Origin of the sequence: Siphonobacter aquaeclarae, assembly GCF_900103285.1 — a bacterium.
Taxonomy (GTDB): domain Bacteria; phylum Bacteroidota; class Bacteroidia; order Cytophagales; family Spirosomataceae; genus Siphonobacter; species Siphonobacter aquaeclarae.
In genome coordinates this window covers 193,784-209,955 of the sequence record NZ_FNGS01000004.1, presented here as the reverse complement: position 1 = coordinate 209,955, position 16,172 = coordinate 193,784, and the positions used below count along the sequence as shown (strand labels likewise).

Annotated in this window: 12 protein-coding genes; 8 read left to right on the top strand and 4 right to left on the bottom strand. The window is 54.2% G+C overall.

What is annotated here, in order from left to right:
* Positions 1–264 precede the first annotated feature (264 nt).
* Together BLR09_RS11255 and glgB are read left to right on the top strand one after the other, a co-directional pair.
* Positions 265–2,118: a GEVED domain-containing protein gene (locus BLR09_RS11255; protein WP_093201844.1), complete on the top strand. Its 1,854-nt coding sequence runs from the start codon at positions 265–267 to the stop codon at positions 2,116–2,118.
* A 401-nt stretch (positions 2,119–2,519) separates the two neighbouring features.
* The gene (glgB, locus tag BLR09_RS11250) at positions 2,520–4,502 is read left to right on the top strand and encodes a 1,4-alpha-glucan branching protein GlgB (RefSeq protein WP_093201841.1); all 1,983 of its coding nucleotides are present in this window, start codon (positions 2,520–2,522) and stop codon (positions 4,500–4,502) included.
* A 306-nt stretch (positions 4,503–4,808) separates the two neighbouring features.
* Here the strand turns inward: glgB and BLR09_RS11245 are convergent, their stop codons facing one another.
* Positions 4,809–6,257, bottom strand: coding sequence for a RagB/SusD family nutrient uptake outer membrane protein (locus tag BLR09_RS11245; protein WP_093201838.1), 1,449 nt, complete (start codon positions 6,255–6,257; stop codon positions 4,809–4,811).
* Between the two features lie 12 nt (positions 6,258–6,269).
* Complete coding sequence (locus BLR09_RS11240; protein ID WP_093201836.1) at positions 6,270–9,197, bottom strand: SusC/RagA family TonB-linked outer membrane protein; 2,928 nt, start codon at positions 9,195–9,197, stop codon at positions 6,270–6,272.
* A 669-nt stretch (positions 9,198–9,866) separates the two neighbouring features.
* On the opposite strand from BLR09_RS11240, the gene panD reads away from it, so the two are divergent.
* From panD to BLR09_RS25505, 5 genes are all read left to right on the top strand, one after another.
* Complete coding sequence (panD, locus tag BLR09_RS11235; protein ID WP_093202850.1) at positions 9,867–10,217, top strand: aspartate 1-decarboxylase; 351 nt, start codon at positions 9,867–9,869, stop codon at positions 10,215–10,217.
* 76 nt (positions 10,218–10,293) lie between these two features.
* On the top strand, positions 10,294–11,280 hold the full coding sequence (locus BLR09_RS11230; RefSeq protein WP_093201833.1) for a lysylphosphatidylglycerol synthase transmembrane domain-containing protein: 987 nt from the start codon (positions 10,294–10,296) through the stop codon (positions 11,278–11,280).
* Positions 11,277–11,759 carry a D-glycero-beta-D-manno-heptose 1-phosphate adenylyltransferase gene (gene rfaE2 / locus BLR09_RS11225; RefSeq protein ID WP_093201831.1) on the top strand — a complete coding sequence of 161 codons (483 nt, stop codon included), beginning with the start codon at positions 11,277–11,279 and terminating at the stop codon, positions 11,757–11,759. The genes BLR09_RS11230 and rfaE2 overlap by 4 nt, the downstream gene beginning before the upstream one ends.
* 22 nt (positions 11,760–11,781) lie before the next feature.
* Positions 11,782–12,468, top strand: a complete 687-nt coding sequence (locus tag BLR09_RS11220) for a zinc metallopeptidase (protein WP_093201828.1) — start codon at positions 11,782–11,784, stop codon at positions 12,466–12,468.
* A 226-nt stretch (positions 12,469–12,694) separates the two neighbouring features.
* Positions 12,695–12,841 (top strand): hypothetical protein, encoded by a 147-nt coding sequence (locus BLR09_RS25505; protein WP_176785521.1) that lies wholly within the window; start codon positions 12,695–12,697, stop codon positions 12,839–12,841.
* A 135-nt stretch (positions 12,842–12,976) separates the two neighbouring features.
* Here the strand turns inward: BLR09_RS25505 and BLR09_RS11215 are convergent, their stop codons facing one another.
* Together BLR09_RS11215 and BLR09_RS11210 are read right to left on the bottom strand one after the other, a co-directional pair.
* Positions 12,977–13,417 (bottom strand): Rid family detoxifying hydrolase, encoded by a 441-nt coding sequence (locus BLR09_RS11215; protein ID WP_093201826.1) that lies wholly within the window; start codon positions 13,415–13,417, stop codon positions 12,977–12,979.
* A gap of 3 nt (positions 13,418–13,420) precedes the next feature.
* Positions 13,421–15,019: an amino acid permease gene (locus BLR09_RS11210; RefSeq protein ID WP_093201823.1), complete on the bottom strand. Its 1,599-nt coding sequence runs from the start codon at positions 15,017–15,019 to the stop codon at positions 13,421–13,423.
* Positions 15,020–15,309: 290 nt separating this feature from the next.
* Here BLR09_RS11210 and BLR09_RS11205 point away from each other — a divergent pair, with 290 nt between their 5' ends.
* Entirely contained in the window at positions 15,310–16,020 is a 711-nt protein-coding gene (locus tag BLR09_RS11205) for an ATP-binding cassette domain-containing protein (protein ID WP_093202848.1), read from the top strand.
* Positions 16,021–16,172: the final 152 nt, after the last annotated feature.

The window sequence follows — 16,172 nt, the reverse complement described above, 5'->3', positions numbered from 1 at the left end:
AAACACGAAGAAGCCGGGCAAAAGTCCGGCTTCTTCGTGTTTTCAGGAAACGCAGCCAAATCGATTCCTCCTATATAAAAAGGAGAAGAAAAGTTATCTGGTAATATGATAGTAGTTCATATCTATAAATGAAAATGGCTTTTCTATGTTATTTATTATAAAATGAGTGGTTGTATGTAGTGAATTTTCTCTCCTGTCGTAAGTAATTTGTGATAATTCCGCCGTAGCCTGTGAATTATCCGATCATTACTTCCTTTCATCTCCGTGAGAAAACTTTACTTCTTCGTTGCCGGCTGGCTGGGTATCTGCCAGCCTCTTCTGGCACAATTTCCCACCCTTACTACCTGTAATTTCGAAAGCAGCGCGAGCAGTGTACCGATCAGCGCTGCGAAGACTTCTTCTTTCTCCTTTCAACTTGTTCCGTCGGCGGCTCCGCTGAACATCTATTTCGGGCAGAATGCATCTGCCTCGGCTTCCGGAACGAATGAGTTTGAAGTCGGCGGTGTCAATATCCTGAACAACACCGGCAGCGATGTCGGCAACGTGCTCATTGCCTTGAAAGGCCTGGGTTTCTGGACGCAGAACATTGCTTCCACGCCGTTTCAGTACTTTACCTGGAATCAGGCGACGCAGCGCTGGGAGGGTACCCTTGGATCAGGCCAGCAGGCGCGTTTCGGTATTCTGGATGTAATTGTCAACGGCGTATCGTACACGACTTACGACATCAACCTGATGCCCGTACAGGCGACAGCCGGAGCTTCCGGATACCACCTGGCGGATTTCGACCCGGCCATGAGCGCTTCGTTTACCGACGGCGGCACGGGGACAGTATACACCGCGTCGGCGTCGCTTGCCATGCCGGCTATGGTTCCGGTACTGAACCTGGGCTACCTCGGAAACGGCCAGTCGATTACGGATGTCCGGATACGGATCGGCCTGCAGATCGACGGAAACGCCGATGCCTGGGTGAACTACAACGCCGACGCCGGTGCAGGAGATTACGACTACTATGTCCAGGCAGAAACCGTTTTGATGGGCACCGTATATGACCACGGCGACGCGCCGGCCAGCTATGGCGATGCGGGTCATGGGCCTGTTCTTTGCGGGCCTTCGACCTATCTCGGCGCCACACGGCCGGACTACGAAGTAGCCGTTGCCGGGTCGGCGTCAACCGACGCAGACGATACCAATACGGCAGGTTATGACGACGAGGATATTGTCTTTCCCGACTATATCGCCGGAAATACAACTTACACTGTGTCAGTACCATACGTGAATAATCTGACCGGCGGACAGTCCAATGCGTGGGTTATGGCCTGGGTAGACTGGGACAACGACGGCTCTTTTTCGGATTCGGAAAGGGCTTCCGTTCTGGTAGGTCCCGGCAGCTCGGCTGCAACGCTTCTCTGGACGACTGCTCCGGGTAATTTCGACGGGACGCTTCCGGCATCGGTATCACCGGGAACAAAAACAGTCCGGGTGCGCATCGGACAGGCTTTCAAGTTCATGGAAACCGGCACAGGCCTTGTGCAGGGCGGGGAAGTGGAAGACCTGAAACTTACCGTTACGCCCTCCTCCCTGCCGGTACGGCTGCTGTCGTTCTCGGGTGTCGCAGATGGAGAAAATACCGTTCAGCTATCCTGGACCACTGCCAGTGAGCAAAACAACAGGGGATTTGACGTCATGCGAAGCTATGACGGCCGCGCCTGGGAAACCCTGGGATTCGTAACCTCCCGCGCTGATGGTGGCTTTTCAACCGGAAAACTGACGTACCAGTACCGCGACGGGCAGGTTCTTCAGCCGGTCGCCTATTACCGCCTCCGGCAGGTGGATCTGGATGGGAAATCCGAAAACAGCCCGGTCATCTCCGTAGAAACGGCGAATGGCGCGCAGTACCTGACGGCGCCGAATCCGACGACAGACGCCGTGCGCATCAGCCGGCTGCATGGTGGAGAAAAGATCGTGGTCGCCGATGTACACGGGCGCGTGGTGTGGTCGTCTGTCGCGCAAAAAGAAACCGAAACCGTCCGACTCGGAAACCAGCCGGCGGGCATGTATGTCATCGGAATAGAAACGATCGGCGGTATTCGCCGGTCATTCCGGGTTGTCCGGCAGTGAGAGTATTATCCCGAATAGTCTGATATCCAACCGTCTGGTATGGTTTTTCCGTCGAAGAGGACGATCCGGCTAACGGCCGGCTCCGACCCCGGAAAATACCTGTCATTATCTAGTAAGTTGGATTAGCCGAAAAGAGGAGGTCGCTGACCTCCTTCTTTTTTGGGAAGGAGCAAAGGGTTGGGAAGCAGAGAATATCAGGTGGCGGCGCCTCACTTTTTCCACATTATGGGAAAAAAGCTATTTTGCGAAGGAATTATACTATATTTTTCGGATTGCGTGACCACAGGCAGAGGCGGTGCAGAGATTTCCGGAAGGTTTCGACGGAAAATAGAAAGCGGGCGGTACGCGAACCAAAACAATTCCTTAATTGCAGTTCTCAAACATTTGCTTCTTTTTCGAAAATGGCAGACCGTAAGCCTGTTTCCCAAACCCAGGACGATGCCCCGGAGGGCGCTTCTGCAGCAGTCAACTATCAACCAAAAGCGGTCGAACCATTCAGCCTGTTTACCGAGTTCGATATCCACCTGTTTGCGTCGGGCAAGCATTTCCGGCTTTATGAAAAATTCGGCTCTCATGTCGTGACCCATCAGGGGATTACGGGAACGTACTTCGCCGTCTGGGCGCCGAATGCCAAATACGTGGCGGTAGTCGGAAATTTCAACTACTGGAGCCGCGGCGCCAACCCGCTGTTTGTGCGGCTGGATAGCTCCGGTATCTGGGAAGGCTGGATTCCGAATGTCGGAAACGGCGAAGTGTACAAGTATTTTATCGTTTCCCAATCAGGCGAGGAGCTCGAAAAAGGCGATCCGTATGCGTTGAAGTGGGAAGAGCCGCCGTCGACCGCCAGTGTCGTCTGGGATACCTGGTATGAGTGGAAGGACCAGGAGTGGATGGAAAACCGCCACGCGCACAACAAGCTCAACGCCCCGGTTTCGGTCTACGAAGTACACCTGGGGTCCTGGGTACGTGATCCGGGTAATCCGGAGCGTCGACTGCCGGTATCGGAGTTTGCCGACCGGCTGGTGGAGCACGTCAAACAATGCGGGTTTACGCACGTCGAGTTTATGCCGATCATGCAGCACCCGTATGAGCCGTCGTGGGGCTATCAGATTACCGGCTACTACGCGGCCAATACCAAGTATGGCTCTCCGCAGGACCTGATGCAGCTGTTTGAAAAGCTGCACCAAAACGGTATCGGTGTCCTGCTCGACTGGGTACCGAGCCACTTTCCCGGCGACGCTACCGGCTTGTATCATTTCGACGGTACGCACCTGTTTGAACACGCGGATCCCCGGCAGGGCTATCACCCGGACTGGAAATCCTATATTTTCAATTATGGCCGGAACGAGGTACGCAGCTTCCTGTTGTCCAACGCTGTTTTCTGGCTTGACCGGTACCATGCAGATGGTCTCCGCGTTGACGCGGTGGCATCCATGCTCTACCTCGATTATTCCCGGGAAGAAGGCCAATGGGTACCCAATGCCTACGGTGGCCGGGAAAACCTCGAAGCCATCTCCCTCTTCCGCGAACTCAATGAGATTATTTACCGGGAATATCCGGATACCCAAACCATTGCCGAGGAATCAACGGCGTTTCCGGGGGTATCCCGTCCGGTTTACACCGGCGGTCTTGGCTTCGGTATGAAGTGGATGATGGGCTGGATGAACGATACGCTGAAGTACTTCGAGAAAGATCCCGCGTTCCGGAAGTATCACCAGGACCAGCTGACATTCAGTACGGTATATGCGTTCAGCGAAAACTTTATGCTGCCGTTGTCGCACGATGAGGTTGTTTACGGGAAGAAAGCCCTCGTTTCGAAGATGCCGGGCGATGAATGGCAGCGTTTCGCTAACCTCCGCCTGTTGTATACTTATATGTTTACCCATCCGGGTACGAAACTCCTGTTTATGGGCGGGGAATTCGGGCAGACGTCGGAATGGAATTACCAGGTATCGCTCGACTGGCACCTGCTTCAGTATCCTCCCCACCAGGGCATGAAAGCGTTTGTGAAGCAACTCAACCAGTTGTACCGCACTGAGGCGGCGCTGTTCGACAAGAGCTTCTCGCCCGAAGGTTTTGAGTGGATCGATACCCAGGACAGTGAAAACTCCATCCTGATTTACAGCCGGAAAGGCAACAGCCCGAAGGATACCCTGATCATCGCGCTGAACCTCACGCCCGTTCCGCGGACGAACTACCGGATCGGCGTGCCGATGCAGGGCATGTACACCGAAATCTTCAACTCCGATACCATTGGTTTCTGGGGAACCGGGCAGTACCAGAACGGCACCTACATGACCGACGACAAAGCCTGGCACGGAAAAGCCTACTCCATTGGTATCAGCCTGCCTCCGTTGGCGGGGGTGGTGTTGAAGGTGTGGTGAGGCGGCGGTGGTTTGATGTTTTCAGTTTGGAGTTTAGGGTTTAGAGTTGGGGGCTGGCAGGGATGCCGGCCCCTTTTGCTTTCGGGTATTTACAGTTTTGTTTTTGAGTCGAAGCAAAGATGGTCTGCTGCCAGGTCTTTTGCTTTCGACGCAAACCCAATTACCTGCCGTATAAGGTGTTTGCAATTTTGTTTTCAGAATCGAAGCAAAGACGGTTGCCCGCAAAAAAAGGGCCGGCATCCCTGCCAGCCCCAACTCTAAACCCTAAACTCTAAACTCTAAACTCTAAACTGAAACCCCCAACCCTCACAACGGATTCTGCTTCAAATTCGGATTCAGTACGATTTCAGATTCAGGAATGAGGTGGACGACCTGCTTGTCATTTGCCGGTACCGTCTGTTGCCCGTTCTGGGTGTTGTGGTAGCCGGGGTAGTTCCGGACGAGCGGCAGGTTATTCCGGAAAAGGTCAAAGGCACGGTGGCCTTCAAAGGCCAGTTCCAGGCGACGTTCCTGCAATACTACCTCAAGTACGCTGGCGAGACCTTTCAGGTCTGTAGCAGAGTAAAGGTCGGCGCCGCTCAGACCGGCACGCTTCCGGATGAGGTTGACATCGGCGAGGGCGTCTTCGTTCTGCCCTTTTTTCGCCAGTGCTTCAGCCCGCGTCAGGTACATTTCCGAAAGACGCAGCACTACCGGCGAACTCAGCGTCGCAATACCGCCCTGATTCGAAAACTTCGTGATATACACCTTATTAATACCATTCCGCTTTTCCTGTTCGCCGGTGGACGTCAGTTTTTTGACGAGAAACGAGCGACGCTTGTCGTTGTCGAATTTATTCACCAGGTCCTGGTATGCCTGCGAGGCATATACTTCACCCCAGCCCACACCGCCGGGAGAGGTGTAGTACATCGAGCCGATGGCGCTCCAGCCGCGGTCATCTTTCAGGGTATGTTTGATGGCGAAGATGATTTCCTTGTTGTCTTCGTTGTTAACCGCAAAGAAATCAGGCACTTGTGCCGGCGTAGCCAGCGTATACCTCCCGCTGTTGATGACCTTGTTGGCCTGTTCGATGGCCAGATCGTTCTGGCCCATATACAGATATACGCGGGCGAGCAGGGCGGCTGCGCCTTCCGCGCCGGCATAGCTGCTGTTTTTCTGGACGGTCATCAGCGGCGCTGCCTTTTTCAGCTCCGCGACGATGAAATCGTATACTTCCTTGACCGTAGCGCGTTTGGCGTTGTCGTCGGCCGTGAGATCGGTTTTGATGATAATCCCCGCATTCGCTTCCGGACTCTGGGTATACGGCCGGCCGAAGAGGCGTACGAGGTCAAAGTGGATCATCGCCCGGAGGAAGAGGTTTTCTCCCAGCGCCTGGTCCAGCGCCGCCGAAGTACCCGGCTTGATCGCGTTGATAACCTTGTTGCAGCCGATAACCGCTGCATAAGCCTTCTTGTAGATCTGCAGGGTATTGCCCTGATCGGCAGTGTGGCGGTAGGTATACGTCAGGAAGAGGGGGTCGGTGGTCGTCCCGCTCAGGGTGATGTTGTCGCCCTGATACTCGTTCATGATGTACAGGTTCCGGGTATAGTCGGATTCTTTGATGATGGTATAGTTGCCATCCGTCGCCGCGCGGAGACCGAGTTCCGTTTTCAGAATTTCGGATTCGGGCAGGCCGTCGTACGGGGTCTTCTCGATGCTGCAGGACGCCGCGCCCAGAAGCAGTACGAGGGGAAGGTATTTATGAAAAGGCTTCATACGAAGTACGGATTAAAAGCTGAGTTGAATGCCAAAGACGAATTTCTTGCTGAAGGGATACTTGGTACCCACTTCGCCGCTACCCGGAATGTCCGGGTCAATACCCGAGAAATTGGTGATCGTGAAGAGGTTATCCGCCGATGCTGTCAGACGAATACCGTCCATTTTGGCTTTCTTCACCAGAGCAGACGGCATGTCGTAGCTCAGGCTGACGGTCCGCAGACGGAGGTAGTTGCCGTTTTCGATAAAGCGGGACGACGGCCGCTGCGAGTTATTGTTTCCACCCAAAACATACTTCGGATGTGTAGCGATATCTCCCGCTTTTTCCCAGCGCGTCCAGCCGTTGTGGAGGTTCATGAGGTTGTAGCGGTCATACGCGCCGTCGCTGTCAAACAGCTGGCGATCACCGTTGTAGATCATCGCGCCGGTCTGATACGTGAAGAAGGCGTTCAGCTCCAGGTTTTTCCACGAAAGCACTTCGCGGATGCCGCCGAACAGCTTCGGATTGGCGTTGCTGCCGATAAACTGGAGCGTAGCTTCGTTGTAGTTGGAGGTCGAAGCCGTAGTACCGTCCGCATTGACTTTTTCCCAGAGCGGGTTTCCGTTGGTGGCGTCTACGCCCATCCAGCGCCGCGCATACCAGCTGTTGAGCGGTTTATCCAGCGCAAAGGGGCGAAGACCGTTGGCGACAAACGTCCGGTCGGAGTACAGCTCGGTGACCTTGTTGCGGTTCGTGCCGGCGTTGATGTCCATCGTCCACCTGAAATCCCCTTTGTTTACAATATCAGCCGACAGCGTCACTTCAATCCCCTGGTTACGCACCGCGCCGATGTTTTCGGTGATGAAGGAATAGCCACTCGTGCCCTGCAGCGGGCGGTTGAAGAGCAGGTGGTTGGTGAGGCGATTATACACGTCCACCGTTCCGGACAGTCGCTTCCACAACGTGAAGTCTACGCCGACGTTCGCATTGTTCGATACTTCCCAGGTCAGGTTCGGGTTCTCGATCCGCGACGGGTAGGCCGACGGTACCCCGGCATATTGCTGCGTCAGGTTGTACAGTCCCTGCGCGGCGTAGCTGCTGATGCCGTCGGCGTTTCCGGTGGTACCGTAGCTGGCCCGGAATTTCAAATTGGTCAGCGTTTTACTGTCGATTAGGAAGGGTTCTTTCGACGCGTTCCAGGTCAGACCTACCGCATAAAAGTTGCCATAGCGTTTGTTTCGTCCGAATTTCGACGAGCCATCCCGACGGAAAGACGTCGTAATGAGGTACTTGCCTTCGTAGCCATAATTTGCCTGAAACAGCAGGGATGAGAATGCATTATCGTCTTTTGTCCCGCTTACGCTTTCCGCCTGTGACGTTGCATTCAGGATGTCAAGCCCGGAGAAGATACCCTTGCCGGTTGCACCAATGGATTGATAGTAATACGTCTGGTACTCATAACCCGCCAAACCGGAAATACTGTGTCCGCCCGAAAAATCATGCTGAAAGCGCAACAGGTTGGATGTCAACAGCGTATAGTTGCGGCTGGAGAATTGAGAAAGCCGGCCCTGCACGTCCTTCGCGCTGTTACCCTGCGCATCCTGGCTGGTTTCGCTGGTATAGAAACTGGTTTGGGCCCGGTTGGTAGTCGACAGCGTCAGCCACGGAAGTACTTCATATTCAGCCTTGAAAAGCAGATCTCCACTGTAGGTGTTTTCGCTGAACTTGTCATACTGCTGGTTGTAGATGAAGTTCGCGTTGTCCCGGCCGTACCATTTTTTGGCGCCGGTGATGGGGTTGTACGGCTGCCCGTTGTAGTATGGATCGTCGTAAGGGAGGTAGGTATACGCGCCGTAAAGCGATCCGCCGGTATTGTCGAAGCCGCGGGTGACGGTCCCGGCGCCGTTGAGGGTCAGGTGCAGCTTGTCGTTGACGTCGTGCATGAAGTTAATCCGTCCGCCGAAACGATCCAGTCCTGTTTCTTTCAGAATACCGTCTTCCTTGTAATAATTACCGCTGATAAAGAAGCGGTTAGCGCCGTTTCCGCCGGAAGCGTTCAGTTCGGCCAGTGTATTGGAAGCGGTATGGAAGGCCTTGTCAAACCAGTTGGTGTTAGCATTGTTAGCCGGAGCAGGAAGGAAGTCGTTGACGTTTTGTCCCGGACGGTCCCGCTCAAAGGCCCTTTTCTGGAGGTCATACAGTTGGGCTCCGTTCATGAGTGAAAAATTCCCCAGGCTCAGCATGCCGACGCCCTTGTTGAGGCGCGCCGTGATCCGGGTTTTGCCGGCGGCTCCCTTCCGGGTCGTGACCACGATCACACCGTTGGACGCCCGGGCGCCGTAAAGCGCTGTCGCAGAGGCGTCTTTCAAAACCGTAACCGACTCGATATCACTGGGGTTCGGAATTCCGCCGATGACGCCGTCGACCACATACAACGGGTCAGAGCTCGCCGTCAGCGTACCGATTCCGCGAATGATGATACGCGGTGCACTTCGGGGATCCCCGGAGTTGGTTCCTACCTGCACACCTGCCGCTTTTCCCTGGAGCATCTGGCCGATGCTGTTGGCCGTGACGTCTTTCAGGTTTTTCGGCGTGATGACCTGCGCCGCGCCGGTCATGTTCTGCTGTTTGGTGGAGCTATAACCGAGTACCACTACTTCATCGAGTTCGGTGCTGGATTTTTGAAGGATAATTTCGATTGTCGTGCGGTTGCTCACCGGAACGGTCTGTTTGATAAACCCGATCGACGAGATTTCGAGAATAGCGGAAGGTGCTGCTTTCAGCGTAAAACGCCCTTCGCCGTTGGAGGTGGTTCCGGTCGTGGTGCCTTGAATCACCACGTTGGCGCCCGGAATGGGCTGACCGGCTTCGTCGCGGACGAGTCCCGTGAGGGTCAGCTGCTGGGCATAGCAACAGAAGCCCAGCAACAAGCCAATCAGACTCAGAGAGAAAGATTTCATTGTTTCGGAGTAGATAGTGGATGAAAAGCGAATAGGTATCCCGTTCGGACCGCGCGGCGGTCCGTCAGAGGGTAAACGATAAAGGGAATTCAGGGCCGCGTTCCTGCGAGACAGGACGTTAGAAGCTGATAGTCAGCTCAGATAGGGTCATAATTTCAGCGTTGATAGTGAATGAAAGCAATAGGCAATCAGGCGGACGGGGACGTCTGCGTAGTCGTTGAAAGTATTGATCAGGTTTTGACAAAATGGCGGGAATACCTGTTTCAGGCAGGATTCACCAGCGGGTAAGGGTACTCTGAGCGAACGTTTAGTTTAGTGATGAACGATCTGGACACGGAAACCTCCTCCGCGGCGGGAGGACAAGTAGAAAGCGGAAATTGCGGCGTTCCCGATAATCTGAACGGAAATTACATTCCCCGTACGCTGCAAACAAGGGTTGATACCCGTCGGAAAGAAAGCGGCCTGTATCTTGGCAGATGCGCAAACGTTTGTAAAGGGATGGACAACCGTTTGTGCAAAATGCGTATCCGGGGGCAATTTTTTCCGCCGCCCCGTTGCCTGTGCCGGGTTTCCGCCGGTTTCTGTCTGCCGGAGGTACACAGGGAAGAAAACTTTTCCGAACTTTGCCGGCCCGGAAGTCGTTCCGGGGTTTTGGAAACAGTAATCGACATGTTCCTGACAATCATGAAATCCAAGCTTCACCGTGTCCGCGTGACACAGGCGGAGCTGAATTATGTCGGCAGTATCACCATCGACGAAGACCTGATGGACGCTGCCAACCTCCTTGAGCACGAAAAGGTCCAGGTGGTCAACAACAATAACGGCGAGCGGTTTGAAACGTATGTCATCAAAGGCGAGCGGGGCTCCGGCACCATCTGCCTCAACGGTGCGGCCGCCCGCAGAGCTCAGGTCGGCGACATCGTCATCATCATGGCCTACGCCCTTATGACGCCCGAAGAAGCCAAAGTACATAAGCCTACCGTCGTCTTCCCAGATCACAACAACCGGCTGGTCCTCTGACCCCGCCATACCAACCAGCAGGTGGTTCGGAAACGGACCACCTCTTTTTTATTTTTGCGGGACTGTCTGTTCGTCCATGAAAAAAACCGTTCAATACCTGCTGTTTCTCGGCCTTGCTGCCGGACTTATCTGGTTTGCCGTTCATACCGGTACCATCAACCCTCAGCAACTCTGGAATGACGTTTCCCATGCCGACTTCCGCTGGGTGATTCTGATGGTCGCTCTCACGTTTGTCGCACATGGCAGCCGCGCCGCCCGCTGGCAGATTCTCCTCGAACCGATGGGGTATCACCCGTCTTTTTTACGAACGAACACGGCGGTCTGGCTGGGGTATTTCGCCAATAACCTGGTTCCACGTCTCGGAGAAGTTACCCGTTGCAGTGCGCTGTACAAAAGCGACGAAATACCGATCGAAAAATCACTGGGTACTGTTGTGACGGAGCGAATTTTTGATGTCGTCACGTTGTTCCTCCTGCTGGGTCTGAACCTGTTGCTCGATTTCGACCGGCTCCTCACCTTCATTCAGGGTGCCACGTCGGCTACTCCCCAGGAAGGCAAAGGCGTGCCGGTGCTGATCTGGGTGGTGCTGGCGTTGCTGATTGGCGGCGGGCTGCTCGTCTTTTTTCTCCGGGAGCAACTGCTGCAACTGGCGATTGTCCGGAAGCTGGCGAAAACGGGCAAAGGTCTGCTCGACGGCCTGCTGAGTATCCGCAAACTGCGCCGGCCGGGCCTGTTTCTGTTTTATACGGCGATGATCTGGGGAATGTACTGGGCGATGGGCTATGTCCTGTTTTTCGCGATACCGAAATTTGCGGTGCTGTCGCCCTTGGTGGCGTTGACCGTACTCACTACCGGCGCGCTGGCGATGATTCTGCCTACGCCGGGAGGTGTCGGTTCATTCAATGCGTTTGTGGCTTTTGCGCTTCACTCCATTTATCAAATTCCGGAAACGGACAGCGGAACATTGGCTACCTTTATCCAGAGTTCGCAGATGCTGGCTACGCTGGCTATCGGTTCCCTGTTTTTATTATCCACCTTCCTCGGAAGACGTCGACCTGCATGAATACCGCATCCAAAATAAAATCCCGGACAGAGGCACTGGACGAAATCACGTCCTGGAAAGCCCGCGGAGAGAAAGTAGTTTTTACGAACGGTTGTTTCGATATTGTTCACATGGGGCATGTCGATTACCTTGAAAAGGCCCGCAACCTCGGCGACCGCCTCGTGCTCGGGCTGAATACCGACGCGTCGGTCAGCCGGCTCAAGGGCCCGCTCCGGCCGGTCGTCAACGAAAGTGCCCGCGCCCGGCTTATGGCGGCGCTTTCGTTCGTGGATACTGTCATTTTGTTTGACGAAGACACCCCGAAAGAGCTGATTGAGGCCGTGAAACCTGACATTTTGGTCAAAGGAGACGACTATTCCGTCGAAACGATCGTTGGCTCGGATTTTGTACTGGCCAACGGAGGCGAGGTGAAAACGGTCCCGCTTGTACAGGGTTTTTCGACCACGTCGTTAATAGAAAAGATCAAGAAGAGTTTCTGATCCGAACATAACCACTACCACCATGGCAGGAGCTTATTTAATAGGTTTGATTGTGATGGCTGTCAGCATGTTCATCAGCTGGCGCCTACGCAGTAAGTTCAACGAATATTCCCAGGTAGGGCTTTCCATTGGCCTTTCCGGTAAAGAAATCGCCGAGAAGATGCTCCGTGACAACGGCATCTATGACGTCCGGGTGATCTCGGTGGAAGGGCAACTGACCGACCACTACAATCCGGCCGATAAAACGGTTAACCTCAGCAACGACGTGTATTATGGCCGAAGCGTAGCCGCCGCTGCCGTCGCCGCGCACGAATGCGGGCACGCTGTGCAACATGCGACGGCTTATACCTGGCTGCAGTTCCGGAGTTCGATGGTGCCGTTCCTCAGCATTGCCTCCAGCTGGATGCAGTGGATTATTCTGGCAGGGATTTTCCTGCTCAATACCACGCCCATTCCGCTGGCGATCGGCGTCGCGCTTTTTGCGGTGACGACGGTCTTCAGTTTTGTGACACTTCCTGTTGAATACGACGCTTCCAACCGGGCACTGGCCTGGATTCAGCGTACCGGCGTAGCCAACAACCGCGAATACGACATGGCCGCAGATGCCCTCAAATGGGCCGCGCGCACGTATGTGGTCGCCGCAATCGGCTCGCTGGCCACGCTGCTGTACTACGTGAGTCTGCTGATGGGCGGTCGCCGGAACGACTGATCCGGCTGCCACTTATCTAACGCCTCTCCTGAATACGGAGGGGCTTTTTTTTTGCACCTAATGACCGGCAGATCAGCTTATTGGTATGATTTTTTAACAAAGACTTTACCCTGTTGGAAGAATACTAAACTTTTATACGAATAGTACATTTTTTTTCTTCCTGTGGAACATACCATACGAAAACGCGGTTGCGTTAGTAAGTGAAACACATTTTACCGTGGAAGCCATGAATTATTCTTTTGCCACCCGCCGCTTGCTGATCAAACTTGGTTTGGTCTGGAAGCCCTCTCGCCAGGTCGTCAAAAAGCCGACGCTGCCCAGGAGCGCTTCCGGAGACAAGTTCTTCAACGAATGGAAACTGCTCAACGGCTAGGCCGTTTTGTAGCAACGAAACTGAAAAAAAGCGAGCGGCTGCCCCCATCCGGGGCAGCCGCTCGCTTTTTCTTCTGTGAAGTCTGTGTAGTCTGTGAGAAAAAATCTCTCACAGACTACACAGACTTCACAGACTTTAATATTTCCTTCTGACAGCGATTACGGCTATTTCCACATTTGCGCCAGCCGGCAAATCCGCAACACCCACCGTACTTCTCGCCGGGTATTCTCCCGTAAAATAACTTTCATACAACTTGTTGATCCGGGGAAAGTCCGCCATGTTTTTGACGTAAATCGTCGTGCTTACTATTTCCCGCAGGGTCAGGTTGGCCGCTTTCAGAATGGCCTGTATGTTTTCCATGATCCGGGGTACTTCTGTGTCAATGCCTCCGGCGACGAGCTTCCCGGCTCCCGGAATCAGCCCGATCTGTCCGGAAACATAGACCGTTCCGTTGACGTCAATGGCCTGGCTGTAGGGCCCGATCGGCGCCGGCGCCAGGTCCGATTCGATAACCCGTTTCTGGGCGGTGGCCGCCGTTCCGAACAGGAGGAGGGCAAAGAAAAGCAGTCGCAGCATGGATCAGGAGGCTTTGGCGAGACGGGAATGTTTGTGGCCGTATCCGAAATAAATCACCAGTCCGATGACGAGCCAGGCCGCAAACGCCCCCCAGTTCGAAATACCGAGTTCGGTCATCAGGTACAGATTGGTGAGAATGCCCAGTACAGGCAGCAGGGAGAACTTCAGGCGGAATGCAGCCACCGAAAGCCCCGCCCAGGTAATCCAGAAAACAAAAAGCAGCGGTTTTTCCTCGATGGCAAGAATAAAGTGCCCGCCCTTCAGCGCGAAACCGAAGGCTATCAGAAATCCGAGACCGATGATATACTGCCCGTTGACATACGGTACGCGGAATTTCGAATACTGCGTCAGGCCCTTGTAATCCAGGTACAATACCCCGCTGCATACCAGAATGAAAGCAAAGAATGTTCCTACACTTGTCAGGTCGACAAAGAAGCCCATATCAAAAAACATGGACGGAATAGCTACAACCAGACCCGTCACAATCGTCGCAAACGAAGGGGTATGGTACTTCGGGTGTACTTTGGCGAATTTGGGCCAGAGGAGCCCGTCGCGGCTCATCGTCATCCAGATACGCGGCTGGCCGAGCTGATACACCAGCAGCGCGCTCGTAATCGCGATCACTGCCGACACAGAAATGACACCCGCCACAAAATCAAACCCAACCTTGTGGAAAACATAGGCCAGGGGATCGTCGACATTCAGTTCCTTGTAATGAACCATCCCCGTCAGCACCAGCGTGATTGCTACATACAGCACAGTGCAAATCGCGAGGCAGTAAATCATCGCTTTGGGCAGGTCACGCTGGGGATTGACGCATTCCTCAGCTGTTGTCGAGATCGAATCAAATCCGATAAACGCGAAGAAGACCGCCGCAACACCGCTGAGTACACCGCCTACGCCATTGGGAGCGAAGGGCGACCAGTTTTCCGGCTTCACGTAGAAGACCCCCGCGCCGATGACCAGCAAAATCACCGCCAGTTTCAAGGCTACCAGCAGGTTGGAGGCATTCCGCGATTCCCGGATACCGACGTACACGAGGGCCGTCACCAGGGCTGTGATCAGCCCGGCGGGTAAGTCGCAGATGATGCGGATACCGGCAATGACCGGCGCGGCGGCGCGGACTTCCGGTTTGGCCGAAGCCGGATCAACCGTTAGCCACTCGGGCAGGTGCATGCCGAAACCGGCAAGCATTGATGTAAAGTATTCAGACCAGGAAATGGCCACTACCATATTGGAAACGGCATATTCCAGAATCAGCGCCCAGCCGATAATCCAGGCAAACAATTCACCGAACGAAACGTAGGCATAGGTATAGGCGCTGCCGGACACCGGCACCGTGGAGGCAAACTGCGCATAGCTCAGCGCAGTAAATACACAGGCTATGGCTGTAAAGACGAAAAGAAGAGATACGGCAGGGCCGCCGTCGAAACTGGCGCGGCCGATGGTGCTGAAAATTCCTGCGCCGATGATGGCCGCAATACCGAGGGACGTCAGATCCCGTACTCCGAGTACTTTCGCTAATCCGTGAGACTCGCCGGTGGCGTCGTTGGAGAGGACTTGCGCGATGGATTTTTTACGAAAGAGGGAGTTTTTGGCCACAGGGTATGAGTTTTCGTGAACGACCGAACCGACCGGCCTTGCACCGGAAGCAAAACCTGATTGCCTCAAAAAGGCGGGTTTTCTCCGGGAAGCGGTGGGGAATCGATCCGGTTTGATGAAATGATTGGGTAAAAATAGGGAATCGGCGTGAGGAGTCAACCCGGCCCGTCCTGAAAATAGACAAGCGGGCTTCGCGGTCCAATGTTCGGGCTGGTATGCCGATTTTCGGTTTGTTGGCGTTTATTTTGCGGTCAACAGACTACGAGTCTCCTAAACCCCAGAAGCGCAAGGTGTCGATCATCGTTCGTGAGTTAACCAAGGTGTATGGGCAGCAAAAGGCTGTCGATCAGATCAGTTTTGCCGTCAATCCCGGCGAAATCGTCGGCTTTCTCGGTCCGAACGGCGCCGGTAAATCCACGACGATGAAAATCGCCACGGGGTATCTGCTCCCGACCTCAGGTACGGTCGAAGTAGCCGGATACGACGTAGTGGCGCATTCCCGCGAGGTTCGCAAACGCATCGGATACCTGCCCGAACACAATCCTCTGTACCTCGATTTGTACGTCAAGGAGTTTCTCCGGTTTATCGGCGGACTATATGGCTTGAGCGGACAAACGCTCAGCCGCCGGGTAGACGAGGTCGTCGCACAGGTAGGCCTCGAACCCGAATACCGGAAAAAAATCGGACAGTTATCCAAAGGGTACCGGCAACGCGTAGGCCTTGCGCAGGCATTGATTCATGATCCGGAGGTGCTGATCCTCGATGAGCCGACCACCGGTCTGGATCCCAATCAGCTCGTGGAAATCCGGTCCGTGATCAAATCGATCGGCGCTCAGAAGACCGTCCTGTTTTCGACGCATATCATGCAGGAAGTAGAAGCGATCTGCAGCCGTGCGATCATTCTGAGCAAGGGAACGGTCGTGGCGGATCAGTCGCTGGAGGATCTGCGGAGTACCGGGCAGCCGCTGGAGGCTGTGTTCCGGTCACTCACCAAGGGCTAGCAGCTCTGTGAGACCAAACAGGAAGGCACCGTATGGTGCTTTTTTTTGTATAGTTCAGATGTGAATCTGGTCTTCTTTTTCTGTTATTCAGTATAAATTCTCCTATTTGTCTATTGGTTTTGAATAGTATTTATTGATTTTATCTTAAATTA